The 24,158-nt window shown below is 60.5% G+C and carries 18 protein-coding genes; 6 read left to right on the top strand and 12 right to left on the bottom strand.

Annotated elements, in window-relative coordinates:
* Nucleotides 1-26: 26 nt before the first annotated feature.
* The 9 genes from aroH to AC6H1L_RS04030 form a co-directional block, all read right to left on the bottom strand.
* Nucleotides 27-404, bottom strand: coding sequence for a chorismate mutase (aroH, locus tag AC6H1L_RS04070; RefSeq protein ID WP_497600267.1), 378 nt, complete (start codon nt 402-404; stop codon nt 27-29).
* Nucleotides 405-549: 145 nt separating this feature from the next.
* On the bottom strand, nt 550-1,428 hold the full coding sequence (gene trpA, locus AC6H1L_RS04065) for a tryptophan synthase subunit alpha (RefSeq protein ID WP_497600266.1): 879 nt from the start codon (nt 1,426-1,428) through the stop codon (nt 550-552).
* A gap of 23 nt (nt 1,429-1,451) precedes the next feature.
* Nucleotides 1,452-2,714 (bottom strand): tryptophan synthase subunit beta, encoded by a 1,263-nt coding sequence (gene trpB, locus AC6H1L_RS04060; RefSeq protein ID WP_497600265.1) that lies wholly within the window; start codon nt 2,712-2,714, stop codon nt 1,452-1,454.
* Nucleotides 2,715-2,797: 83 nt separating this feature from the next.
* The gene (gene trpC, locus AC6H1L_RS04055; protein ID WP_497600264.1) at nt 2,798-4,264 is read right to left on the bottom strand and encodes an indole-3-glycerol phosphate synthase TrpC; all 1,467 of its coding nucleotides are present in this window, start codon (nt 4,262-4,264) and stop codon (nt 2,798-2,800) included.
* Nucleotides 4,265-4,329: 65 nt separating this feature from the next.
* Complete coding sequence (gene trpD, locus AC6H1L_RS04050) at nt 4,330-5,385, bottom strand: anthranilate phosphoribosyltransferase (protein ID WP_497600263.1); 1,056 nt, start codon at nt 5,383-5,385, stop codon at nt 4,330-4,332.
* A 172-nt stretch (nt 5,386-5,557) separates the two neighbouring features.
* Entirely contained in the window at nt 5,558-6,121 is a 564-nt protein-coding gene (locus AC6H1L_RS04045) for an anthranilate synthase component II (protein ID WP_497600262.1), read from the bottom strand.
* A 95-nt stretch (nt 6,122-6,216) separates the two neighbouring features.
* Nucleotides 6,217-7,800: an anthranilate synthase component I gene (trpE, locus tag AC6H1L_RS04040; protein WP_497600261.1), complete on the bottom strand. Its 1,584-nt coding sequence runs from the start codon at nt 7,798-7,800 to the stop codon at nt 6,217-6,219.
* An 84-nt stretch (nt 7,801-7,884) separates the two neighbouring features.
* Nucleotides 7,885-8,928: a tryptophan--tRNA ligase gene (trpS, locus tag AC6H1L_RS04035; protein WP_497601506.1), complete on the bottom strand. Its 1,044-nt coding sequence runs from the start codon at nt 8,926-8,928 to the stop codon at nt 7,885-7,887.
* Nucleotides 8,929-9,547: 619 nt separating this feature from the next.
* Nucleotides 9,548-10,291 (bottom strand): histidine phosphatase family protein, encoded by a 744-nt coding sequence (locus AC6H1L_RS04030; protein ID WP_497600260.1) that lies wholly within the window; start codon nt 10,289-10,291, stop codon nt 9,548-9,550.
* A 702-nt stretch (nt 10,292-10,993) separates the two neighbouring features.
* On the opposite strand from AC6H1L_RS04030, the gene AC6H1L_RS04025 reads away from it, so the two are divergent.
* The 4 genes from AC6H1L_RS04025 (at nt 10,994) to AC6H1L_RS04010 (ending at nt 15,442) form a co-directional block, all read left to right on the top strand.
* Nucleotides 10,994-11,698 carry a metal-dependent transcriptional regulator gene (locus AC6H1L_RS04025; protein ID WP_497600259.1) on the top strand — a complete coding sequence of 235 codons (705 nt, stop codon included), beginning with the start codon at nt 10,994-10,996 and terminating at the stop codon, nt 11,696-11,698.
* Between the two features lie 309 nt (nt 11,699-12,007).
* Nucleotides 12,008-12,880, top strand: a complete 873-nt coding sequence (locus tag AC6H1L_RS04020; protein ID WP_497600258.1) for an FTR1 family iron permease — start codon at nt 12,008-12,010, stop codon at nt 12,878-12,880.
* Nucleotides 12,881-13,348: 468 nt separating this feature from the next.
* A complete protein-coding gene (locus AC6H1L_RS04015; RefSeq protein ID WP_497600257.1) occupies nt 13,349-15,016 on the top strand; it encodes an O-antigen ligase family protein in 1,668 nt (555 codons plus the stop codon).
* A gap of 111 nt (nt 15,017-15,127) precedes the next feature.
* Nucleotides 15,128-15,442 (top strand): DUF3307 domain-containing protein, encoded by a 315-nt coding sequence (locus tag AC6H1L_RS04010; protein ID WP_497600256.1) that lies wholly within the window; start codon nt 15,128-15,130, stop codon nt 15,440-15,442.
* Here AC6H1L_RS04010 and AC6H1L_RS04005 read toward each other — a convergent pair.
* From AC6H1L_RS04005 to AC6H1L_RS03995, 3 genes are all read right to left on the bottom strand, one after another.
* Nucleotides 15,423-16,364: a YihY/virulence factor BrkB family protein gene (locus tag AC6H1L_RS04005; RefSeq protein WP_497600255.1), complete on the bottom strand. Its 942-nt coding sequence runs from the start codon at nt 16,362-16,364 to the stop codon at nt 15,423-15,425. The genes AC6H1L_RS04010 and AC6H1L_RS04005 overlap by 20 nt on opposite strands.
* Before the next feature lie 241 nt (nt 16,365-16,605).
* Entirely contained in the window at nt 16,606-17,379 is a 774-nt protein-coding gene (locus tag AC6H1L_RS04000) for a zinc ribbon domain-containing protein (protein ID WP_497600254.1), read from the bottom strand.
* A gap of 227 nt (nt 17,380-17,606) precedes the next feature.
* Nucleotides 17,607-18,977, bottom strand: a complete 1,371-nt coding sequence (locus AC6H1L_RS03995; RefSeq protein ID WP_497600253.1) for a helix-turn-helix domain-containing protein — start codon at nt 18,975-18,977, stop codon at nt 17,607-17,609.
* Between the two features lie 474 nt (nt 18,978-19,451).
* Here AC6H1L_RS03995 and AC6H1L_RS03990 point away from each other — a divergent pair, with 474 nt between their 5' ends.
* Nucleotides 19,452-21,536, top strand: a complete 2,085-nt coding sequence (locus AC6H1L_RS03990; RefSeq protein ID WP_497600252.1) for a DNA gyrase/topoisomerase IV subunit B — start codon at nt 19,452-19,454, stop codon at nt 21,534-21,536.
* Nucleotides 21,537-21,608: 72 nt separating this feature from the next.
* Nucleotides 21,609-24,143 carry a DNA gyrase/topoisomerase IV subunit A gene (locus AC6H1L_RS03985; protein ID WP_497600251.1) on the top strand — a complete coding sequence of 845 codons (2,535 nt, stop codon included), beginning with the start codon at nt 21,609-21,611 and terminating at the stop codon, nt 24,141-24,143.
* The last annotated feature ends 15 nt before the right edge of the window (nt 24,144-24,158 follow it).

Raw genomic sequence — 24,158 nt, 5'->3', positions numbered from 1 at the left:
CGCCTGCTCTCTTATCTTGTGCCTGCTCACGAGGACGTGAAACCGAACTCTGGGCGTAGCTGCACCGCGCCGCGCAGATAGACATGGCGCAGCTCAGCAGGACTGCGTTCGGTATTGACATGCAGCAGGATACGAATGCACTTACGCAAGCTGCCCGGCACAGGGATCTCTCGCACGCACAACAGTGCTACCTCGGTCCAGCCAAGTTCTCGTGCAGCCTGGGCCGGATAGGCGGCATCCAGATCATCGGTCACGCTGAAAATGGCGCTGGCGATATCCTCACTCCGAATCTGATTCAGCTCTACCATCAACTGGAGCAGCTCGGCGGTAGCGGCCAGAATCTCCTGACGATCATTGCGTTCAACCGTCGTCGCGCCCCGGATGCCTCGACAGTACACGCCCATCACCCTTTCGTGCAAGAATGGCGGCGACCTGCTGCGGCTCTCGCGCTCGGCGCTGAGGGGCGAGCAGGCACGCCTTCTATTGTAAAGGGTGCCGCAAGCACTGTGAAGCGCTCCGCCGCGCCCGGCGGTCACAGACGGTCGTCAATCAGGACTGGCGAACAGTCCGTTCGCGCAGACTGCGAATATAGTCCCGGACTGCCACCCTCTGGGCCTGCTCATCGCTGGCATGCTGCTCCAGAAGCTTGACCAGGGCACTCCCGACGACGGCCCCGTCGGCATAACGAGCGATCTCCGCCACATGCTCAGGGCGTGAAATCCCAAAGCCGACCGCCAACGGTAGATGATAAGGGGTCGTCTGGCGCCGTACACGGGCAATAAAGCTCTCCAGATGTGGCGGTAGGTGATCGCGCGCCCCGGTCACGCCGCTGAGCGAGACACAGTAGAGGAAGCCGCGCGGCTCCTCCGCCGCAACGCCCGCAATAAAGGCAAGGCGATCGTCAGGGGTTGTTGGCGGCACGAGGAAAATCAAGGCCAACCCCTGCCCGTGAGCGGCCTCCAACAGAGGCCCGGCCTCCTCGGGCGGCAAATCAGGGATGATCAGCCCGCAGACACCTGCCGCGGCGGCCTCCCGACAGAAGCGCTCTACCCCGTAGGCCAGGACTGGATTGTAATAGCCCATGAGAATCAGAGGAACAGCGCTGCGGGCGGCTACCTGGCTGGCGAGGTTCAGGCAAGTTGCCACAGTCGTACCGCGCTCCAGGGCCTGATGGCTGGCGTGCTGGATGGTCGCCCCATCGGCCAGCGGATCGCTGAAAGGTAGGCCCAGCTCGATCAAATCGGCCCCGCCCTCGATCGCCGCCTCCACCGCCGCCAGGCTCTGCGCCGCCGAAGGGAAGCCGCACATCAGATAAGGGATCAGTACGCAGCGCCCCTCGCGGCTGGCCTGGGCAAAAGCGTGTCCAATGCGTTGGGCCGGCACCGCCTGACGACGCTCACTGGTCTCAGATTGCTGATATCGCTGCATGGTCTTACTCTGCCTGACTGATTTTATGAAATCTTGACCTGCAACTCTCGGGCCACCGTCAACATATCTTTATCGCCACGCCCCGAGAGATTGACAATGATCAAGCTGCCCGGGGCCAGTTCGCCCCGGGCCCCCATCTCCAAGAGGTAGCCGAGAGCGTGGGCCGGCTCCAGGGCGGGAATGATCCCCTCGCTCTGGCTCAGGGCCTGCAGACCGCGCAAGGCCAGGGTGTCATCGGCTGCCACGTAGCTGGCTCGCCCGGTATCTTTCATATAGCTATGCTCAGGGCCAACACCGGGATAGTCGAGGCCGGCGGAAATGCTATGCGTTCCCAACACCTGACCATCCTCGTTCTGCAGCAGATAGCTAAAGGCGCCGTGGAGCACGCCCGGGCGACCCGCTACCAGTGTAGCGGCATGCTGGCCCGAGGCGATCCCCTTCCCACCTGCCTCGACCCCAAGCAGACGCACCTCTGAGGCATCGGCAAAAGGATAGAAGATGCCCATCGCATTGCTCCCGCCGCCCACGCAGGCAAGCACCAGGTCGGGCAGACGTCCCTCCAACTGCAGAATCTGCTCCCGCGCCTCCCGTCCAATAATCGACTGGAAATCACGCACGATCAGCGGATACGGGTGAGGTCCAACGACCGAACCGATCAGATAAAAGGTCGTCTCGACGTTGGTCACCCAATCGCGGATGGCTTCATTAATGGCGTCCTTGAGGGTACGGCTACCGCTATCGACCGAGCGCACCTCGGCGCCCAACAGGCGCATACGGAAGACGTTGAGTGACTGGCGCTCGATGTCCTCGGCGCCCATGTAGATGATGCATTCCAGCCCCAGCATGGCGCAGACCGTGGCCGTGGCTACCCCATGCTGGCCCGCGCCCGTCTCCGCAATGATGCGCCGCTTACCCATACGCTTGGCTAACAGGCCCTGACCCAAAGCGTTATTGATCTTGTGCGCTCCCGTGTGGGCCAAATCCTCGCGCTTCAGATAGACGCGTACCCCCGGCGCCACCAATTGCGAGAAGCGCGGTACATAGTAGAGCGGCGTTGGACGCCCCACGTACGAGCGCAGCAGCTCCTGTAGCTCCGCCTCGAAGGCCGGGTCGCGGCGCGCCTCGCGATAGGCCGCCTCTAGCTCCGCCAAAGGAGGCATCAGGCTCTCCGGCACAAATTTGCCTCCATAGGGTCCAAAGCGACCGCGAACGTCGGGATAGGTGCCATGCTGATAGATTTCAGTCGGCACCGGCTGCCGCTCTTGTTGTTCTAGGTGTTGCTGCATCGCAATCTTGCCTCATCTGATAAATCAAGGAGATAATTGTGGTCGGCAGACAGGCAGGCCTGGGTGAGAACAGGGCAGCGCCCTCATGAGCCGACAGCCTGTACGGCGGGAAGCTGTTCGCTGCTCTGGCGCACGGCCTCAACAAAGGCGCGCATCTTATGCGCATCTTTTTGCCCGTTGCTCTCAACGCCGCTGCTCACATCAACTCCCCAGGGTCGCACCGTGGCGATGGCCTCTGCGACATTGGCCGGCGTCAAACCACCGGCCAGCACGATCGGTAGCTCAGCGGCAATCGTACGCGCCACACTCCAATCGTGAGAGCGACCGCTGCCGCCGTAGCCTGCCGTCGGCGTATCGAGCAGCACCCGCCAGGCGACCGCCGCATAGCGGCGCGCCTCCTCCTGGGCCTCGGGACCGTGCACCGGCACCGCCTTCAGCACTGGACGTCGCAGGCTTGCGCACAACTCTGGCGGCTCTTCTCCATGCAACTGTACAAAATGCAGGTCTAGCTCGTCTGCTAATTCATTGATACGGCCACTCTCCTCATTCACAAAGACCCCTACCAGATCAGGCACGGCCTGGCCCTGCTCGGCCAAAGCCAGATAGCCGGCCTCGGTCAGCACGCGCCTGACCTGCGACGGTTCCAGGTAGCGCTTACTCTGCGGGTAGAACATCAGGCCCAGCAGATCGGCCCCGCTCTCTAGCGCCGTGCGCAGCGCCTCTGCGCTTCGCAGGCCGCAGATCTTCACCTGGATACCGTGATTGGCTCCCCGCAACAAACGACTGATCTGTCCTTGAACATCCCCGGCCCTCACCAGCGACTCGCCCACCAGCATCGCCTGCACATCATAGCGCCGCAGCCGGCGAGCGTCGGCCTCGCTATGAATCCCGCTTTCGGCCACCAGAATGCGATCGGCAGGAATCAGCCGGCGCAGCTCGCGGATCAAGAACGGATTCATGCTAAAAGTCACCAGATCGCGGCTGTTGACCCCAATCACGCGCGCCCCTGCAGTCACAGCCATCTGCGCCTCTGCCGCACTATGGACCTCTACCAAGGCCTCCATCCCCAAGTCGTGCGTAAGCGCTAGCAGCCGCTGGAGCTGCTGAGCGGTCAACGCGGCGCAGATCAGCAGCAGGGCGTCGGCTCCCCAGGCGCGAGCCTCATAGACCTGATACTCATCAAAGATAAAATCCTTACGCAGCACAGGCAGGCCTACCGCCTCCTTGACTGCCGTCAGGTGCTCAGGAGCACCCAGAAAGAAATGTGGCTCCGTCAAGACCGAGATAGCTGCTGCCCCGGCAGCCTCATAGGTGCGAGCCAGCGCCACCGGGTCAAGATCAGGCGCGAGAGGTCCCTTCGAAGGGGACGCGCGCTTAATTTCTGCGATCAAGCGCAGCCCCCGCTCACCCGCTGTAGACTGCAGAGCGGCGGCGAAATCACGAGCCGGCGGCTGAGCAGCCGCGCGCTCGCGGAGCCTTTCCAGCGGGAGCAAGCGCTGGCGCTCCTCAAGATCGCGGCGGGTACGCGCCAAAATCTGTTCAAGAAACATGGCTCACCTCAGCTCTGGGTCTCTATGCTCCCTGGCTCTTGCTTGTTAACGCGCCCGGCCTGGCCTTACGCGCCACTGCTGGCGGCCAGTGACTGCGAGAAGGCCACAACCTCCTCCAGCTTGCGTCGGGCCCGGCCCTCGCGCACCGTGCTGCGGGCCAGCCTGACCCCCTCTGGCAGCGAAGAGACGCACTCATTGGCCAACAGGGCCGCCGCCGTATTCAAATAGAGCATGTCAGCCAGGGGACCATCAATCTCGCCACTGAGCAGGCGGCGCAGCGTCTCAGCATTCTGCTGCGGGTCGCCGCCCTGGAAGAGACGGCGATCACTACAGCGCGTCAGCCCGGCATCCTCCGGGGTAATCACATACTCGCGCAATCCCTCCCCTTCGCGCACTTCGCAGACGCGCGTCGGCGCGCTCAGCGAGCACTCGTCAACCCCATCCTCACCGTGGATAATCAGCGCATGCCGGCAGCCGAGCAAAAGCAAGACCTCACCCATCTTGCGCAGTAGCGAGCCATCGGCCACGCCCAGCACCTGGTAGCGCGTCCCGGCAGGATTTGTCAGCGGACCCAGAATGTTGAAAACCGTGCGAATACCGATCTCGCGGCGAGTCGGACCAACATGCTTCATCGCCGGATGATAAGTTTGGGCGAACATAAAGCCGAAACCTGTTTCCTGGACGCTGCGCGCCACGGCCTCCGGTCCCAGATCGATGCGCACGCCCAGCGCCTCCAGAACATCAGCGCTACCGCAGCGGCTCGTTGCCGAGCGATTCCCATGCTTGGCCACATGAGCACCGGCGGCAGCCGCTAAAATCCCCGCTGCCGTCGAAAAATTGAAGGTACCCGCCCCATCGCCACCTGTGCCGCAGGTATCCAGCGCGCGCGCTGCTACCTCCTCGCGCAGGTGAACACGCAGCGCCTTCTCACGCATCACGCGCGCCAGGCCGGCAATCTCCTGGGGAGCCTCGCCGCCGGGACGCATGCGCAGCGCCGTCAGGAAAGCCCCCATCTGAGAGGGAGTCGCCACGCCCGACATAATCTCCTCCATCACTGCCGCCGCCTCCTCTTCGCTGAGCGTAGCGCCAGCAACAACGTGCGCAATAGCTTCGCGAATCATCGGGAGCACCTCGCTCTTTCTATGCTAATCTGCCTGCCAGCCAGCCGACCAGCCGACCAGCCGGTCATTCATACGCTGGTCGCCCATGTGTCTGAGCACAGACTTAGCGGCCGTCTGCCGCTCTGCCCCATGCCGTCCTAGTCGCTGGACAGCCTCGCTGGCTTACCTAAGCTCAGCAATTCAGAAAATTGCGCAGCAAATCCTTGCCGACGGGCGTCATGATAGACTCGGGATGAAACTGTACCCCTTCGACAGGATAGCGACGGTGGCGCAGGCCCATAATCAGGCCATCCGCCGTCTCGGCGGTAATCTCCAGCTCAGCCGGGAGAGAGGCGCGCTCAACAATGAGGCTATGGTAGCGGTTAGCTTCAAAGGGGTTAGGAAGATTGCGCAGACAGCCCAAACCACGATGATAAATCAGACTTGTCTTGCCATGCACCGGCTCTGGCGCACGGATCACGCGCCCTCCATATACCTGGCCAATGGCTTGATGGCCCAGACAAACACCCAGAATCGGCAGGCGTGGCCCAAACGTCGCGATGATCTCGCACGATAGGCCGGCCTCATTGGGAGTACAAGGACCGGGTGAAATCACAATACGCTCCGGCTGCAAAGCTGCGATCTCATCGAGCGTAATCTGATCGTTGCGCCGTACCAGTACCTCAGCTCCCAATTCCGAAAGGTACTGATAAAGATTGTAGGTAAAACTATCGTAGTTATCGATGAGCAAAATCATCGCTTGCGCCTCCCTTTCTGCTAGCCGGTGGCGACCTCCTTAGCCGCTGAACAAGTGGACAGCGCAGGCACGGTAGCGGCGCCCCCTCACTTAACTTACGTGCGGGCATAGCGCGGGCGCTGGGCCCGTGCCATCTCCTCAGCTACCTCCACGGCGCGCAGCAGCGCGCGGGCCTTATTCATGCTCTCCTGATACTCGGCGGCGGGATCAGAATCCGCTACCACGCCACCGCCTGCCTGGATATACGCATGTCCGTTCTTCATGACCATAGTTCGCAAAGCGATCGCCGTATCCAGGTTGCCCGAATGGCTAAAGTAGCCAACGGCGCCAGCATAGACGCCGCGGCGCATGCCCTCCAGCTCGCTGATAATCTCCATAGCCCGAATCTTGGGCGCCCCGGTCACCGTCCCTGCTGGAAAACCGGCGCGCAAGGCATCGAAAGGCGTCAGCTCTGGGCGCAGCCGTCCGACCACATTCGAGACCAGGTGCATCACATGCGAATAGCGCTCGATCTCCATGAACTGGCTAACAGAGACGCTACCGGGCACACTCACGCGGCCCACATCGTTGCGGCCCAGATCCACCAACATCACATGCTCAGCGCGCTCCTTGGGATCGCGGCGCAGCTCCTCCTCCAGCAAGCGATCGTGTTCAGGATCGCTGCCGCGGGGGCGCGTCCCGGCGATCGGATGGATCGTTACTTCGCCTTCCTCGACGCGTACCAGCAGCTCCGGCGAGGCGCCGAGGACCACGAAGTCCGCCAGATCCAGATAGAACATATATGGAGACGGATTGATCGTCCGCAGGGCCCGATAGACCGTAAAGGGGGCCGCATTGACCGGGCGACGCAGGCGCTGGGAAGGCACCACCTGAAAAATATCGCCCGCCGCAATATACTCCTTAGCGCGGCGCACCATGCCCTCATACTGCTCGCGCGTAAAGCTAGAGGTCACCGTTGGGAGGCCCTCATAGACCGGCTCAGGCTCGGGGGGGAGGCGCAGCTCCTCCTGCAAGCGAGCGGCAACCCGCTCGATCGTCTGCTGGCAGCGCGCATATTCCGCCTCCAGATCGGCTGCATCTAAATGGAGATGGGTGATGACGCGTAAGCGATGCTTCAGATGATCGAAGGCAAGCACCGTTTCCGTAAAGCTAAAGATGGCCAGAGGCAGGCCCAGCTCATCGGCCTCGGGAACCGGCAGCCGTTCGAAGCGGGAGGCCACCTCATAGGCCAGATAGCCCACGGCGCCGCCATAGAAGCGTGGTAAGGCGTCATCGCCGCCTTGACGTGGCCGCACTAAGCGATAGCGCCCTAGCTCCTGCTCGATCAAGCGGAGTGGATCATAGGAGGGCAGGCGGACCACTGAGCGGCAGCTCTGCCTCCCATCCGCCTCATAGGACAAATAGCGCAGCGTCGCCTCCTGCTCGCCCTGAATCAGTACCAGATATGGATCGATGCCGATAAACGAGTAGCGGGCCATACGCTCGCCGCCCTCCACGCTCTCCAGCAGGAAGGTGTAGGGGCCACGGGCCGCCTTGCAGTAAGCGGAGACCGGCGTCTCTGTATCGGCCAGCACATCGCGGTAGAGTGGAACCAGCGGAATCCGGCCGTTGGCCGCCTGCCCCTCGGCCTCTAGCTCCTGACGCAAGGAACGCACTTCATCCAGAGATGGCGAAAACATAGTCAGCCTCTTCTTCTCCTTCTTCCTCGGCGCGCCTGAGCAGCGCGTCTGGTCTGAGCTGAGCCTGAGCGCCCAGGCTAGCGCTTAGCCGAGACCGATCACATCCTTCATGCGCTGCAAAGTGGCCTCCGCGATCGGACGCACTGCGTCGGCCCCCGCTCGCAAGATCGCCTCTAGCTCTGCCGGATCGCGCATGTACTCTGCGTAGCGGTGCTGGATCGGCTCCAAGGTGGCTACTACCACCTCCGTCAAGCGCGCCTTCAGCTCGCCATAGCCCTTACCCTCAAACTCCGCCTCGATCTCCTCGCGCGACTGCTCCGTCAGGGCCTGGTAAATCGTCAGCAGGTTATTGATACCGGGCCGCTCAGGATCGAAACGGATCAGGCGCAGCGAATCCGTGGTTGCCCGCGCGATCTTCTGCTTGATCGTCTTTGGGTCATCTAGCAAATTGATGCGCGAGTTAGGATTAGGATGCGTCTTGCTCATCTTCTGGGTCGGATCAGTGAGGGACATAATGCGGGCCCCCACCTCGCGAATCAGCGGCTCCGGGATCGTAAATACCTCTTGCTGGTAGATGTGATTGAAACGCTGGGCCAGGTCGCGTGTCAGCTCTAGATGCTGACGCTGGTCCTCGCCGACGGGAACCAGGTGCGTCTGATAGAGCAGGATATCGCAGGCCATCAGCACCGGATACATATAGATGCCCGCCCCCACCGTCTCCTGGTTCTCGCCAGCCTTGACCTTGAACTGCGTCATGCGATTGAGCCACCCCATCGGGGTGAAGCAGCCCAGAATCCAGCTCGCCTCGGCATGCTGGCGTACATGCGACTGCACGAACAGCTTGCAATAGCGCGTATCGAGGCCACAGGCCAGATAAATGGCGGCCAGCTTACGAATATTCTGGTGCAGCTCCTGGGGATCAATGGGCAATGTGATCGCGTGGAGATCTACAATGCAGTAGATGTTATCATACTCTGTCTGTGTGCGCACCCAATTGCGAATCGCCCCCAGATAGTTACCCAGATGGATATCGCCGCTGGGCTGAATGCCGGAGAACGTGCGCTTCTTGAGCGGCGGCGCACTGCTGCTACTCGTTTGTACCTGTTGATCGTGACCGATCGTCGTCATAAGAAAGACCTCCAGCGGGACCTGCTGCCCGCACCGAACGACTGACACTGACACAAGCTGCCTACCTCTCTCCCCGGCAGAGAGCAGAGGCAAGAGAGGCCTGTGGCGCGGCTCAGAGCGTGTGCAGTAAGGCAGAGGCAGGAGCGAAATCAATAAAAAAACGCTCCTCGCCACAGGGACGAGAAGCGTGAAGCTTTCGTGGTGCCACCCTTCTTCGGATCTTAGGCCCGCTAGCTAGTGGGCGGCTCTCCAAGAGCCTGGAGAGCATACGAGCAAACATGTCGCCCTGCCGCGGCCAGGTAGCCTGCAGCGCAGGGAAGGTCATACATAACCCACAGCGGACAAGATCCCTCATTGCCGGGTACGCTCTGATACCCTGTCCTCGATAACGGGGGACGCTCCGGGAGCCAGCTACTGCCCTTGCCGTCTATCCTGCAGCGAAGGGGTTCGCGCTCCAGCTCACAGGCCCATTCTACGACCGCTGCAGCATCGGTTTCCACCGGTCCCGACTCTCTGGCGCGCAGCGCAGTCGTATACTTCTCCTGCTCGTCGCTGATTGTCTGTCGTTGTTGTCTTCTTCTTACCTGGGTAAGAGTATAGATGACCGGGGGAGGCTCTGTCAAGTAGCGGCGGAAAGTCCTTCAGCGACGGGTGGCGCCGTGGGCTTATCGGCGTACTGGAGCTGGCCGGGGACCAGCTCGGCGGCTTGGCCTGAGAGATGGGCGGTACTGGCCCACAGGCGCAGATTACCGACAAGCACCTCTTCAAAGGCATGCAGCTCGATTTCCGTGATCGCGCAGTTGTCCATCGCGCCGTGATAGATGGGAGTGGGGGCGCGATCCGCATTATAGCAGAGGGACTTGACCAGGACCGTGAAGATGCCGCCGTGACCAGCGATAATGATCCGGCGTCCGCTCTGACCGGCGATGACCTTGCGCAGACCCTGACGGATGCGCTGCAGCAGCTCCAGGAAGTTTTCCCCATCGGGGAAGCGTGTCAGATAGCGGCCACTATACCAATCGGCAATGATCTGGTCGTGAAGCTTCCAATTCTCGACCGTTGGAGGGCGGCGCTCAAGGTCGCCAACGTTGATTTCGCGAAATTCTTCTAGCAGAGTGACAGGCAGGCCCAGCGCCTCAGCAATGATCTCGGCTGTCTGGCGCGCTCGCCTCAGCGGTGAGGCGTAGATGGCATCAATGGACTGGCCGCGAAAAAAATCAGCGGTCTGCCTGGCTTGCAGCAGACCCTTGGCATTCAGGGGGTAGTCGACAAGACGATAGGAAAATTCCTTGGTCAGATTAGCCGGGTTCTCTCCGTGACGTACCAGATAGATCGTATTGGTTAATACTGTGCTACTGCTCATTCGCTCCTTTTTAGGAAAAGTCTCCTCAAAGAATAGCAAAAACATGCTAAGCCGCCCGGCTGCACCTGATGACCGTGCCGGCGCAGCGAGCGGGGACTAATCACATTATCATCGTATCACAGGAAGCAGGCTGCTGTCCAAAACGCCAACGCCTGGGATAGCAACAGGACTTTCAGGCCATCTGTTGCCGTCAATCAGGGGCTGTGACTTGCATCTGCTCCTATCCTGGTAGAAGATAGGTATAAGATGATCAAGCCTCCTGGACGTAGCGAAGTGTTCCATCGTGTCCTTTGGAAAGGCTTGTTGGCCCTCTTGCTCCCCCCTGATGGCTACTGGCCTCGTCTTGCTTGGCCGAGGAGAGGAGGATCAGGCTGCCGGACTAGCAAAGGCTTGATCAGGCCGTGGCTCAATAAGCGCACAATTCCCATCAATGATAAGCACGTGAAAAGAAAGATCAGCCTGTGTAGAGGACAAGACCAGGAGGAGCCTCCGGCCCAACCCGGTCGGCCTGCTCTCTTGAGGGCCCTTGACGACCCGGAACCTGGAAACGATCCGGGTCCCACCTACAGCCGGCGTGGCCTGCTCTCTCCTTAAGGAAGCTGGCGTTGATTTGGCATTGCCTGCTTGATATGCTATACTGCTCGTGGGGTAGTATCGCCATTTGCACGAGTTCTGGCCAGCAGCAAAGGGAACGGAAGGATCATGAAGACCGCAGAGTCAGTGAGTCAGACTGTTGAGGAGTATCTTGAAACAATTTATAACATGAGCATGGAGGGGGAAACGGTTATTGGGGCCAGATTGGCCCAGAAATTTGGCGTAGCCCCTCCCACAGTTACGGAGACGCTGAAGCGTCTGGTACGCGATGGTTATGTGGAAATGGATAGCAAGCGGCAGGTCCGTTTAACGGAAGCTGGTTATCGGATTGCCGAATCGGTCTTACGGCGTCATCGGCTTGCTGAGCGCTTCCTTGTCGATCTACTAGGCATGGAGTGGCACCAGGTTCATGAAGAAGCCTGCCGCCTGGAGCACGTCATCTCGGGCAAGTTTGAAGAGCATGTCATTCTCAATCTCAAGGAGCCAACCACCTGCCCGCATGGCAATCCTATCCCCGGTCTGGTGCCCAACGCCCGGACCTATCTCAGCGACTGCGGCGCTGTGCGGCTCTCCACTCTGGCGCCGGGAGAGACGGCGACGATCCTCCTCATTTCAGAGGTAGTCGAAGATGAGTCGGCCCTGATCCTCTATCTGCATCAGCGTGGGCTGACACCAGGCACGCGCCTGACAGTTGTTTCCCAGGGGCGCAAGCTCAATCCCGACGACAGCGAAGAGAGCGTAGTGCTCCTGGTCGATGGGCGGGAGGTGGCCATCATGAAGTCCATTGCCCCCAAAATCTGGGTCACGCGCTAGCCAGGTCCTATCTGTTGGCAGACAGATAGTCCCCAGCCCTGCCCAGGGCTGGGGCGTGGGGTGAGGCAAGACAAAGCAAAAAAAGAATGGCGAGGTGCCGGAGCTAGCCCTGCTGTAATCTGGGCGCGGGCAGAGAGCCGAGAGCAGGCCGGTCCCTTGACGGTCGCTTGCAGTGGCTGCTATCATCAACATAGACTTATATCTGAGTAGTGCGCTCGGATTTCGGCAGGTAAAGCCTGAGAAGGAAGGAAGGGAATCCGCAGCCCGCGGCGCTATTCAGTGGAAAGTGGAGCCAGGAAAGACTGTTCTATGCTCGCGACGACCATTCTCTATCTCCGTGAAGGGCTGGAAGCCAGCCTGATTGTTAGTATTCTGCTGGCGGCTCTACGTCAGTTACACCTGTTGCGCCAGGTGCGCGCGGTTTGGATCGGCGTTGCGCTGGCTGTCCTCTGCTCCTTTCTCGCGGCACTGGCCTTATATGTCACAGTTCGTATCTACGATGGGACCTGGTTCGAGGCCGCTTTTGAGAGCGTGACCTATCTGGTGGCGGTGGTGCTGCTGACTTCGATGACCTTTTGGATGCAGCACCATAGCCGCACCTTGAAGCGCGAGATGATGACCAAGGCCAGTATGGCCAGCTCGGGTCTGGCCTTGGGACTGTTGGCCTTCACCTCGGTCGCGCGTGAGGGGTTGGAGACGGCTTTCTTTACACTGGCATTTGCTTTACAAACTCACGAAGCCCCGCTTCTGATGCTGGGGGCCTTGCTTGGTCTGGCCCTCGCCCTGGCCCTCTGCTTCCTGATCTATCGTCTGGGCTACCGGCTTGACTATCGCCTCTTTTTCCGTGTCATGGGGCTTCTCTTGCTCTTTTTTGCCGCCGGCCTGCTTGGTAACGCCGTGCAAACCATGCAGGAAGAGCTGCACTGGCTGCCGTTCGGCACGGCTGTCCTATGGGATAGCAGTGGCTGGCTGAGCGAAGAGAGCACGGTCGGCAGCCTCCTCCACAGCCTGCTTGGCTATAGCGATGCACCGACTCAGCTGCAGGCTTGTGTCTATGTTGTCTTCCTCCTGGTCTTTGGCGCCCTCTTCTGGCGTTTAACGCGCAAGCCTGTTCCGCTGCGACCTACGGAGTCGTCGCCGGTTCTGCCCTCAGAGGCCGTGACTGAGGGGACCTCGCATTGAGGCTCCCCAGCCCGGCACCCTCTGCGCCTATCAGACGGCGAGGAGTAACGCCGCTGGTCCTGGCACGCGCTGGCCGCCGAAGCAGCCTTCTCGTGCTGGTCAGTGGAGCGGCTGCCATTCTTGGCCTGGCCTTGGTTCGGCTGGCAACTCTTCGCCGTCTTTCTGGCAAAAGGCGAGCAGGAGAGTTGCCAACCTCAGCCGCGCTTACCCAAGTCGGCTATTCTGGGCCTGGGCGGCTGCTTTCCAGCAAGCATATGCTACAATTGAGAGCGTCGGAAAGGGCCGCTCCTGCTCTTCCCTCTCGGGTTCGGGCCGGGCCGGGCCGACGAGCGGGAGCAGGACCTCTTTGCTCTCTTGCCTCTTGTGTCCCTGATCAGTTGCTCAAGGTGCGACGAATTTGCCCTTTCTTTCGATCTATAGCTATGGGGAGCAAGCTACACCCGCACTATCGAGAAGGTTTATCTAAACATGAGCGAAAAAGTCGTTCCTTCCAACGCGCCGGAGATCGAGCCGCAGCGGGCCTACCTCGCTGAACCTGGGACCCCTGGTTCAAGCTCTGCCACTTTTGACTCCCCCAGCCGCCGCGCGCCTTCGCCTTTCTGGCTTGATCGCTTGCTGGAAGCCGGCCTGATCCTCTCGCTGGCCCTCTACTACTCCGCTGGCAATACCCATCTGGGATCGGGGCCGTTCTTTCATCTTCCGCCTCTCTGGACCTTGCCTTTTCTATTGATCTTTATGATCCTTTGCTGGTACCGCCCAGCCACGGCGATTGCGCTGCTTCCGCTCAGCTTGCCTTTTTATTTGCTACAGAAGACAGTTGTGAGCCATTATAGCTTTAGTGCTGCTGAGATCAGTCTCTGGAGCTGTGTCGCTGTTGTTCTCCTGCAGGCGGTGCTGCAACGACGGCGCTGGCCATATTGGCTGTCATGGTCCGAGCTGCGGGCGCGCCTGGGACCTTTGCTGTGGCCGATCATCGTTTTCCTGGGGGCTTCGGCCTTTTCTATTGTTGTTGCCTATAACCGCACGCTGGCTCTTCGGGCTTTCCGTGAAGAGGTCTTCGATCCTCTGGTCTATGTGCTGCTGGCGCTCTACTGCCTGCGCACGCGCCAGGACCTTGTGAGGCTGCTGCTCGCGCTTTTCGCCACGGGCCTGCTGATTGCTCTTCTTGGGATCGGCCAATCTCTAGAGCTGCTCTCGCACGGCGTCGCTCTCAGCGCCCTGCCACGCATCAGTACCGTCTATGGCAGCGCTAATAGCGTGGGACTCCTCTTTGACTACACGCTGCCGGTAGGGCTAGCCCTGATCCTCATGCCGCGCACAGCCTCTAGCGGCTTCCTGGCCTCCTGGCGCTGTCGCCTGCTGGCGCTGGCGCTCTGCCTGCCGCTCGCCTTTGTGCTCTATCTGACGCGCTCCGGCGGCGCCTGGGCGGCCTGCTTTGGTGCTCTAGCCTTTCTGGTCGCCTGCGCGATCGCCGATCGCCAGCTCTTGCTGATCTGCGGCCTGGGGCTTGTCCTGCTGATAGGGCTTGGCTTCTTGTGCTTCCATAACAATATTAGTAGCTATTTACTGGAGCGCCATGCGAACGCTCAGGGGGTGGGTACGCTTACCAAGCGTATCTATCTGTGGGAGAGCGCTCTCCATATGATCCAAGATAGCCCGATTACCGGTTATGGCCTCGATAACTGGCTATGTCACTATAGTCTTAATAACGTCTGTCACACTACCAATCTCTACCACTACTGGATCACCACAGATCCACAGACTCACCAGCCGACTGGCTTACGTTATGAGCCGGATCTCTCCCATCCGCATAATATTTTTCTGCAAATCTGGGTGAGCATAGGAATTGTCGGTCTGGTGGCCTTTCTGGCTCTGCTGACGCTCTTCTTCTGGCTCCTCTTTCGCATTCTGGCCGGCCTCTACCGCCAGAGCGAGGCTGATCCCTGGTTAGTCTGGGGGACGCTCAGCGTTGGCGGCGCTATGGTGGCAGCCCTTGTTCAGGGCATGGTTGATAGCTCAGTGCTCGAACAAGACCTGGCCTTCTGCTTCTGGATATTGGTCCTTGCTCTATTACTGCTGCGTGTACTCTCGAAAACACCCTGGCGCAGCGCAGCGAAGGTGGCGAGTGGAGTGTAAGCTAGCTCACTGTCACAGTGCGAGCTAGCTCATAGTGTAGCCCCCCCTCTGTTGCTAGGCTAGCCGCAAGAGCCGATTGACAGCTCTGGCTCCGCTCAGAGGGGGTGGCCTATGTTCAGCAATAGCATCTGGTCAACGCTTCTCACCTGGCTGGCCTGCCATTTTGTTGGAGACTTTGCCTTTCAAAGCAGCTGGATGGCCCTAGAGAAAGGGAAAAGCTGGGAAGTGACCTTTTATCACTGCGCGACCTATACAGCCACCTTCGTTCTCTTTGCCCACCCCTCGACTCTGGCGACCCTGATCCTCCTGGTCACGCACCTGATCATCGACCCCCTCAAAGCGCGCTACCATCTAATCACTGCCCTCTGGGTTGACCAGCTCCTGCACATTGTGACCATCGTCTTGATTATCCTGTTGCATCTTTAGCACCTGGGGTGGCTGTGTCTGAAGAAGAAGCGGCGAGCGAGGAGGATTGCGACCTGGCGGCGCTTTCCTCGCGGCTGCTATTGGCCACCAGAGTCACCAGATCGGCTGGCGCAGAGCGAATCTTTTCACCGAAGAAGGCATTGACCTCGGCGCCCAGCAGAAGGATCACAGCGAAGTAGTAAAAGAAGGTTACCAGAATGATAGCGAAGCCGATCTGGCCTCCCAGACCACTCAAGAAATGGGCCGCATAGAGCGAGAAGAGGGCCAGGTAGATCTGCGTCAAGACCGCGGCCAAAAGGGCTCCGCGCCAGGTTGAGCGCCAGCGGATACGGCGATTCGGTACAAAGGTATAGATTGTCAAGAAGAAGACCCAGGCAATCGCAAGGCCACCGAGCAGGCCACCCAGGCTAAAAACGAAGCCGCTGCCCGGCACCTGACCAAGCGCTGTCTTTTCCAGCAACGAGATCACCAGGGCTGGCAGGCTGGCCGCCAGCACCATCAGCGGCGTCAGGACGGCGAAGAGCAGCAGCATCCCCAAAGCCATCAAATTCTGCTGGAGCAAAGGACGCGGGCGCCGCCGGTAAATAATGCCGAAGCAGCCCTCTAGTAAAACGAAGAGGCGTGAGCCGGTGAAGAGAGCGATCAAGACAGAGACAATACCCAGAGGGCCAGAGACGCGATTGAGCTGACGCAGCAGCGCATCAATCAGCTCAGGTGAAGCTGTCATCCGAGGGAAGATCGAGAGAATCACCTGACTGAGGTACATACGTACCTCGGCTTTGCCCAGGAGCAGGCCCGGAATAGCCAACAGAGCTACAGCCAGCGGGGCCATAGCGGTCAGCAGATTGAAGGCCAGAGCTGCTGCCAGGTTCATCACCCAGTCATTATTGAACTTGACGAAAAAGGCCTGAGCGCGTTGCAAGATTTTTCCTGCCTTAGCACGACTAGACGTCAATCGCCTTGCCCGGTGAAACTGCTTCCTTTCAGGTAGTTCTTCCGTGGTCATAGCCATGCAAAAAAACTCCAGAAAAAAGCTCCTAGTCTATTCACGCCAGGGGCGCCCTGGATGTTTCAAGAGAGCAGTTCACCACTAGCGTAGCCAACCGCTAGCCCTGCCGGCGGGCAGGCCAGGAGAGCGAGAGAGAGAACCAGAGAAAGCAGGCTCACGGAAGCAGCGCGCCGCACTGTCCGCAATAGCGCTTGCCTGGACGCACGCGAGCCCCACACTGATCGCAGAAAAAGGTTTCATTCCCTGGCGCGACCTGAGCCTGACCCTGAGCTCCAGCGGCAGGAACGGCGGGATCAGGCGATAGATGGGCGGCCTGCGGGGCCGGTGCGGAGCTGGTGGGGGAGTGAAAGGCCGGTGCAGAAGGAGTGGCAGAAGAGCCAACCGTGGTTGAAGCTGCTGGCGAAGGCGAGGCAGGGCCTGGCGCCGTCGTCTGCGTCGGTTGGCTACTTTGGATAGCCCTGGCAGCCTTCACAGCCAGGCTACCAAGCGTGGCAGCGATCTTGAGGCCCTTAGCCAGCTCCTCCACCTCCTGCTTGAGGCGCTGGGGAGGAGGGAAAAGCGTACTATCGGAGATCTTCTGAAAGAAATCCGGGCCGAGCTGCACCCCCTCGCCGTTCCAGGCAAACTGGCCCTCCAGGCGACTGCCATCGTCAAAGAGTAGCAGCAGCCGGCGGTCCTGGCAAACATACTGGCCCTCGCGCCGTGTCTCCGCTGGAGGCGGATTGACAGCCGGCCCTGCGCCGGAGCCTGTACCAGCCAGCAGACTCTGAGCGGCCTGGGCCAGACGCGACCGCTCTTGCGTCAACAAGACAAAGCGTCCATCAGGCAGCAAGGTCAAGCGATCGACTCGGGCGGTCAGCGAGGCCAGCCCTGGCACCGGCAGCGAACGACGCTGACACTCGTACTGTCCAGTCACAGGCTTCAACATCTGATCCTCCCTTGGTATGCAAGCCAGAGCCAGGAGGGGCAGCCAGCCGTTCCTGACTCGCGCAGCCTTCTCTGCTCCGGCCTTCTATCGAACAGAGCTCGTAGCGCACACTGCGAGCCTCGCACAAGAATCTACGGGGAGCGGAGGAGGAAGTTGCGCCGACCTGGTCAGCGCAGCCTTGCTCAGACCAGAGAGGCTGCTAGCAGGCCTTGACTGACCAGGCCGCCTTACATCTCATCGGTCATCGCCAACGGGTCCTCCCAGTGACGACGTGTCTGAGCCAGAGCGCGTGCCACGTCAAGCTCGTGCTCACCCTCCTTGATCCTACCCCTCTTCAACAAATGGCGCCCCAGCAAGTCGTGAGCGTGGATCAGAGCCGCCACCCGATGCGTGGGCTTCAACTCTGCAATAGCGGCGCGGAAAGCTCGCTCAGCTCCAGACTCGCCGATCGGAGCCGCTTCCTGCTCTTGCTCCATCGCGTCGAGAATCTGGCCCTCGATCAGATAGGCCTCGGCGCGGCGCAGGATGTAACTCTTACGCGCGGCCTCGTGAGCCTGACGGACATACTGCAGCGCCAGCTCATAGCGCCGACATTGCAGCTCAAGGCTGGCCAGATAGGCAGCCGCCGCCGCAACTACATTCGCTTCCTGCTTCTGGCGGCGCTCCTCCAGGGTATTCTTGCCCGCAGGGGGGGTGGCTGCCACGCGCGGCTGCCACTTCTCTAGCACCTCACGCAAACAGGCGCGGGCCTCTTCCACACGGCCCAGGCCCTGATAGATCAGAGCGATTTCGCAGCTCAGCAGGCTCTCATTGATCTCATCGCCGATCGAGCGATAGAGCGTGCGCGCATTCTCAGCGTGGTGCAACGCACGATACTTTAGCCGCTCGGACTCGGCGGCCCACTGCTCATCGTCGCGGTGACTATCGGCGCGCTCAAATGAGACCAGCGCGATCCCCCAGTGGGCTTCTGCCACATAGTGAATGGGAGTTTCTGGCTGCATCAGCCTCAGCACAGTCTCATAGTGATCATTCGCCAGATCGAGGTGACCCAACTCACGGCACGTCGCGGCCAGATGCAGATGCAACAGGGTGGCCTCGTGCACCTGCTCTGTGGGAATCCGCTCGGGGCGCAGGGCCGCAGCCTGGAAAAACTGCCGCTGGGCCTCTACAAACTGGCGCAGGCTAAAGAAGCACTGCCCCTTAAGAGCGTAGAGCCTCCAGCGCAGCGAGGGAGGAGCATGCTCAATATTGATGGTTTTGATCAGATCCAGCGCCGCTTTAATGTGCTTGCTCTCTAGCAAGCGCAGAGCGTGATTCAGCTTCTCCTCATTTTCCTTATAACGATTGGCTTCGGCCTCCGACTCGCGCTGCTGCTGGACCAGGACCATCAGATCGTCCAGTGGCAGATTCAGCCGCTCAGCCAGAAAGCGCAGGCTCTCGGGCGAAGGCTCAACGCGATTGCGCTCGATCTGGGAGATCAGACTAGTGCTGTAACGACCGTCAGCGACATCCGCCAGCGAGAGGCGTAAGCTCTGCCGTGCTGCGCGGATACGCCCTCCTAGCGTGTCAGGAGATACTCGCTTGGCTGGACGTGCCATACGTTCCTTCCGTCCTTCCCGTCTTCAGTCTCGCTATGCTCTGCGGCCCTCAACCGGGACCGCTGCCATCGGCGTGGGTCACCAGGCATGATGCGACACCCTTTTAAATGTAAAACGATTATAATCAATGATGGTCAAAATTTCAATCGATGTTCTGGCAGCTCCCTCCCCCTGCTGCCCGACGAGGTGAGCGCTTCGCTTCTTCTGGCCTGCTGCCGGGACAGAGCCAGGGTCAAAGACCGCGCGTGGCCGGCAGGCCACAGAGAGCAAGGCCAAAAGGAGCCTGCGAGTTTAGAACTTTTGGTCCAAAACCCCCTTGACTTTCCCCGAACAAGGCTGTATCCTGTCTCGGCAAGAACAGCAAAGGCAAGAGAGGAACTTTCTCAGATGACTCGTTCCCCCCGGGCAAGCGCTGTTCCTGCAGGGGAACCTGTAGGAATAGACGGACAACTGACACTTTTTTCAGTAAGTACAGTGACCAGAGAGCCAAAAGAGGGGGCGGCGTCGCACGCGCGGGAGGAGCAGGTCGAAGAGCCGGAGAGGGGAGCGCCGGACGGGGAGAGGAGGGGACGGGGCAGAAATAGGGCTGAAGAGGGCGCGGCTGGCGCTGGTCCTGCTGGCTACTCGGCTGCCGATATTCAGGTGCTGGAAGGGCTGACAGCGATTCGCCATCGGCCTGGCATGTACATCGGCTCGACCTCGACCTCGGGGCTGCTGCATCTGCTCTGGGAGGCCCTGGATAACGCTGTCGATGAGGCCGTCGCTGGCTATGGCCGCCATATCTGGGTACGCATTGAACGCGATGGCCGTGTGACAGTGCGCGACGAGGGGCGCGGCATGCCTTTTGATCCAATGACGTATCAGGGGCGAACCCTGCCGGCGGCGACTGTCATTATGACTGTCCCTCATTCGGGCGGCAAATTTGCCGAAGGCGCCTACAAGACTGCCGGTGGCCTGCATGGGGTCGGAGCAACGGTGATTAATGCCCTCTCCGAAGAACTGGAATTGACAATCTGGCGCCATGGGCAGCAGTTCCGCCAGCGCTTTCAGCGCGGCGTCGCCTTACCACATGAGATCACCTCTTGTGACCCGCGTTTGCATGGAACTCAACTGAGCTGGCTCTACGACCGCAGCATCTTCGATGCCGATGCCTACTACGCTCCTGAAGCCGTACAGAGCCGGCTGAAGGCCGCCGCCTACCTTAATCGCGGCGTGGCCTTCCATCTCGATCTGTGGGATGAGGCCAGCGGTCAGCAGGTGCAGTACCTCTTTTATTCGCGCGAGGGCCTGCCTGATTATGTGCGCGACCTGACCGCTGGGGGCGCTGCGGGTGGTCAGCCGCTCTTTAAGCAGGTGATCGCTATTGCCGGAGAGCGCGACGGCGTTCAGGTGGAGGTGGCTCTGCAGCCAACTACTGGCTTCAAAACCACGCTCTTCAGCTATGCCAACGCGGTGCGCACGCGCGATGGCGGCGTCCATGAAACCGGCTTCAAGGCCGCGTTGACGCGCGTTGTGCACGATTACGCCCTGAAATGGGGCATCATCAGGAGTCGCGAGAAAGAGGGCTTTCGCCCCGAGGTGATTCAGCAGGGCCTCAATGCTGTCATCTCGGTCAAGCTGAGCAATCCGCAGTTTCAGGGCCAGACCAAGGATCGCCTCAACAATGCCCCGGTTGAGGGTATTGTACGCTCGATTGTCGACGAGGGACTCAAGGATTGGTTTGAGCGCAATCCGGCTGCGGGTAAAGAGTGGCTCAAGAAGATTCAGCAGATGCAGAAGGCCCGCAATGAGGCCCAATTAGTCGAGGAGCTGGCCCGCAGCGGCGACAAGAAGAATGGCGAACTGATCGATACCGCGCTCTCGCGCAAGTTTCTGAAGTGTAATACCAACGATCCAGCGCGGGCTGAGCTTTTCATTGTCGAAGGAGATTCGGCAGGGGGCAGCGCTGGCCAGGGACGCTTCTCCGAATACCAGGCGGTCCTCAAGCTGAAGGGGAAGCCCCTGAATGTAGCCAAGGCCGATCTGGAGCGCATTTTGCGCAATGAGGAGATCCGCACGATCATTAATGTCCTTGGCACGGGAACGCGCGACGCCTTCGATATTACGAAGCTCCGTTTCCAACGCATCATCATTGCGACCGATGCCGATGTCGATGGCCTGCATATTCAGTGCCTGTTGCTTACCCTGTTCCATCAAGAGTTTAGCGAGCTGATCGAGCGCGGTCATGTCTACATCGCCTGTCCGCCGCTCTACTCGGTGCGCTATAAGGGGCGGGTGATCTGGCTGCTGGACGACGAGGCGCGTCAGCAATTTCTGGCCAGTCACCCTGATGCCCAGGGCCTGGAGTTCAAGCGCTACAAGGGGCTGGGCGAGATGAACCCCCAGGAGTTGCGCGATACGACCTTTGATCCAGCTCAGCGCACGCTGAAGAGAGTGACGCTGGAGGATGCCGTCCTGGCTGCGAAATTGGTGGCCGAGCTTATGGAGGACCGCAATGCGGAGGCGCGGCGTAGCTTTCTGGCCGAGCATGCCCGTAAGATCAGGGAGATCGATGTTTAGCCAGCGCGGCGCTGGAGGCCACGGGGCCGGGGAGAGACAAGGCAGAGAAGGATAGGTTGACTTATGGCACGCATGTCTGATCGTTCGGTTGAGCAGGGAACCATTCGCGAAGAGGATTTCGCCGTCCTGCTGGCGCGCGCTTTCGCCACCTATGGGCTGTCTGTCGTAACGGATCGGGCTTTACCGGATGCGCGCGATGGCCTGAAACCGGTCCAGCGCCGTATCCTGACAGGGATGCGCGAAGCTGGCTATCGCTCGGACCGCCCTACGGTCAAAAGCGCTGAGGTCGTGGGCCTGATCTTGGGCAACTATCATCCGCACGGCGATGCCTCGGTCTATGAGGCCGCTGTGCGCATGGCCCAACCCTTTACGATGCGCTATCCCCTGATTGAAGGGCAGGGCAACATGGGCAGCGAAGATGGCGATGCGCCCGCCGCCTATCGCTATACAGAGATGCGCCTCTCGCCACTGGCGGAGGCCTTGATGGCTGACCTGGAGTGCGAGACGGTGCCGCTACATCCGACCTATAAGCAGGACCCCAAGGTTTTGGAGCCAGACTATCTGCCTGGGCGCCTGCCGCCCGTCATTAATCCCTCCAGCGGCATCGCCGTCGGCCTGGCGACAAACATTCCGCCGCATAACCTGGCGGAGGTCCTGCGGGCCTGCATTGCCTTGCTCGATCAGCCTGACATGAGCGTCGAGCAGCTGATGACGATCATCCAGGGACCGGATTTTCCCCAGGGGGGGCGGGTGATCGGGCTGGACGGCATTCGCGACTACTTTACGACGGGCAAGGGGCGCATTGTAGTTCGTGCTGAGGTACGGCTTGAGGAGACGCCGCGTAGTCGCTCGCTGGTAGTGGTACAGATCCCACCAGTGGGGCGCGATCGGGTAAAGGTTTCCCTTGCTGAGGCCATCAATGCGGGTCGTGTGGAGGGGCTGCTACCGGATGTCCGCGATGAGAGCGATGCGGAGAAAGGCACGCGCATTGTGCTTGACCTGCGAAGGGATGCCGATCCCGCGCGTGTGCTGACACAGCTCTATCAGGAGACGGACCTGCAGGTGACCCTTTCTTTTCAGATGGTTTTCCTTTTCGGAGAGCCGATGCAGCCGGCGCGTCAGCCGCGCCAGGTGGGCATGGTGGAGCTGCTCAACTATTGGAATGCGCATCAGGTGGATGTCCTGACGCGTCGAGCGCAGTTTCAATTGCGCAAGGCGCGCGAGCGCTTGCATGTCCTGGAGGGCCTGATCGTTGGCGCGGCCAATGCTCAGGAGATTGTCCGCCTCTTTCAGCAGGCTGAGGATCGCGCGGCGGCCCGGCGTGCAATTGAGGAGCGTTACGGCCTGACGGCTGCCCAGTCAGAGGTGATCGCCAGTATGACCCTCTCTCAGGTGACGCGCCTGGATGCGGCCAGGTATCAGCGCGAGCGCGAAGAGCTGCTGGCGCGCGTGACCGAGCTTGAGCACCTGCTGAGTGATCGGCGAGCCTTGATCGCGCTCCTCAAGAGGGAGATGCAGCAGCTCATCCGTCAGTTTGGCGATGCGCGGCGTACGCTGATCGATGCCCAGGCCCGCAGCGATGAGCCGGTGCGCGAGGTGCTCCCGCTCTATGAGCGGACGCCGCTGACGCTGGTGCTGACGCGCTCAGGAACGGTGAAGGCTCTGCCCCCCGGGGCCTATCTGCCGCGCGGCGAGGCGGGACGCAGAGCGGGCGAGGACGGGCAGCGAGATGAGAGCGGTGGCAGGCGAGAGCGCTATACGCCGGTGCGCGGCGATGAGCAGCTCCGTCAGGTGTTAGTTGGCTGCTCTCAGGATAGTGTGCTCTGCGTCGCTTCCAGCGGACGTGTTTTTCAATTACCGGCCTTTCGCCTGCCCCAGGCAACGCGCTCGGCTCGTGGTGAGCCGCTGGCTCGCTTGTTGGCGCTGATGCCAGGTGAGGAGCCTGTGGCGCTCTTTGCTCTGGCTGCCCATGAGGAGAATCGCTATCTCGTGACCTTCAGTCGTCAGGGCAAGATGAAAAAGTCGCCGCTGAGCGAGTATCGGACGGTGGATGAGGAGGGTTTTCAGGATATGAAGCTCGCGGAAGATGATGCGGTGGTGGCGGCGTTGGTGGTGCAGATGGGCGGCGAGTATCTGGTGAGCAGCGATAGAGGGCAGACGGTGCGCTTTGCTGATGAGCAGGTACGGACGCAGGGACGGGCCGGCCAGGGCGTAACAGCTCTGGCTCTGGCTCCTGGGGCCTCTGTCGTGAGTGCCTGCTATCTCCGCCGAGCGCAATCGGAGGCAGGGGAGGCCTTGCTCCTGCTCAGTGAGCAGGGTTACGCAAAGCGGCTCGCTTTAGAGCAATTGCCGCTGCGCGGACGAGCGACGGCAGGAGTGGCCAGCATGGCGCTCGCGGCTGGCGATCATCTCCTGACGACCCTGCTGGTCGCGCCTGATGATCAGCTCCTGTTGGTCTGGCGTCCGGCTGGCACTGTTCGGGGCGAACAGACGCTGGTCCTCTATGCTCAGGAGGTTCCATTGCTGGGCCGCGCTGAGCGGGGCCAGCCTCTGATTGAGGGCCGACTCCTGGCTGCTCTGCCTTTGCCGCGTGGGCAGGGCAACTAAAACAAGGGCGACGGG

This window comes from Thermogemmatispora argillosa (assembly GCF_059696725.1).
Note: the sequence above shows the minus strand (reverse complement) of the source record. Positions and strands in the feature narration are given on the sequence as shown.

Coding starts and splice junctions, on each gene's coding strand:
- aroH (WP_497600267.1), bottom strand. CDS start 404: ATGGGCGTGTACTGTCGAGGCATCCGGGGCGCGACGACGGTTGAACGC.
- trpA (WP_497600266.1), bottom strand. CDS start 1,428: ATGCAGCGATATCAGCAATCTGAGACCAGTGAGCGTCGTCAGGCGGTG.
- trpB (WP_497600265.1), bottom strand. CDS start 2,714: ATGCAGCAACACCTAGAACAACAAGAGCGGCAGCCGGTGCCGACTGAA.
- trpC (WP_497600264.1), bottom strand. CDS start 4,264: ATGTTTCTTGAACAGATTTTGGCGCGTACCCGCCGCGATCTTGAGGAG.
- trpD (WP_497600263.1), bottom strand. CDS start 5,385: ATGATTCGCGAAGCTATTGCGCACGTTGTTGCTGGCGCTACGCTCAGC.
- AC6H1L_RS04045 (WP_497600262.1), bottom strand. CDS start 6,121: ATGATTTTGCTCATCGATAACTACGATAGTTTTACCTACAATCTTTAT.
- trpE (WP_497600261.1), bottom strand. CDS start 7,800: ATGTTTTCGCCATCTCTGGATGAAGTGCGTTCCTTGCGTCAGGAGCTA.
- trpS (WP_497601506.1), bottom strand. CDS start 8,928: ATGACGACGATCGGTCACGATCAACAGGTACAAACGAGTAGCAGCAGT.
- AC6H1L_RS04030 (WP_497600260.1), bottom strand. CDS start 10,291: ATGAGCAGTAGCACAGTATTAACCAATACGATCTATCTGGTACGTCAC.
- AC6H1L_RS04025 (WP_497600259.1), top strand. CDS start 10,994: ATGAAGACCGCAGAGTCAGTGAGTCAGACTGTTGAGGAGTATCTTGAA.
- AC6H1L_RS04020 (WP_497600258.1), top strand. CDS start 12,008: ATGCTCGCGACGACCATTCTCTATCTCCGTGAAGGGCTGGAAGCCAGC.
- AC6H1L_RS04015 (WP_497600257.1), top strand. CDS start 13,349: ATGAGCGAAAAAGTCGTTCCTTCCAACGCGCCGGAGATCGAGCCGCAG.
- AC6H1L_RS04010 (WP_497600256.1), top strand. CDS start 15,128: ATGTTCAGCAATAGCATCTGGTCAACGCTTCTCACCTGGCTGGCCTGC.
- AC6H1L_RS04000 (WP_497600254.1), bottom strand. CDS start 17,379: ATGTTGAAGCCTGTGACTGGACAGTACGAGTGTCAGCGTCGTTCGCTG.
- AC6H1L_RS03995 (WP_497600253.1), bottom strand. CDS start 18,977: ATGGCACGTCCAGCCAAGCGAGTATCTCCTGACACGCTAGGAGGGCGT.
- AC6H1L_RS03985 (WP_497600251.1), top strand. CDS start 21,609: ATGTCTGATCGTTCGGTTGAGCAGGGAACCATTCGCGAAGAGGATTTC.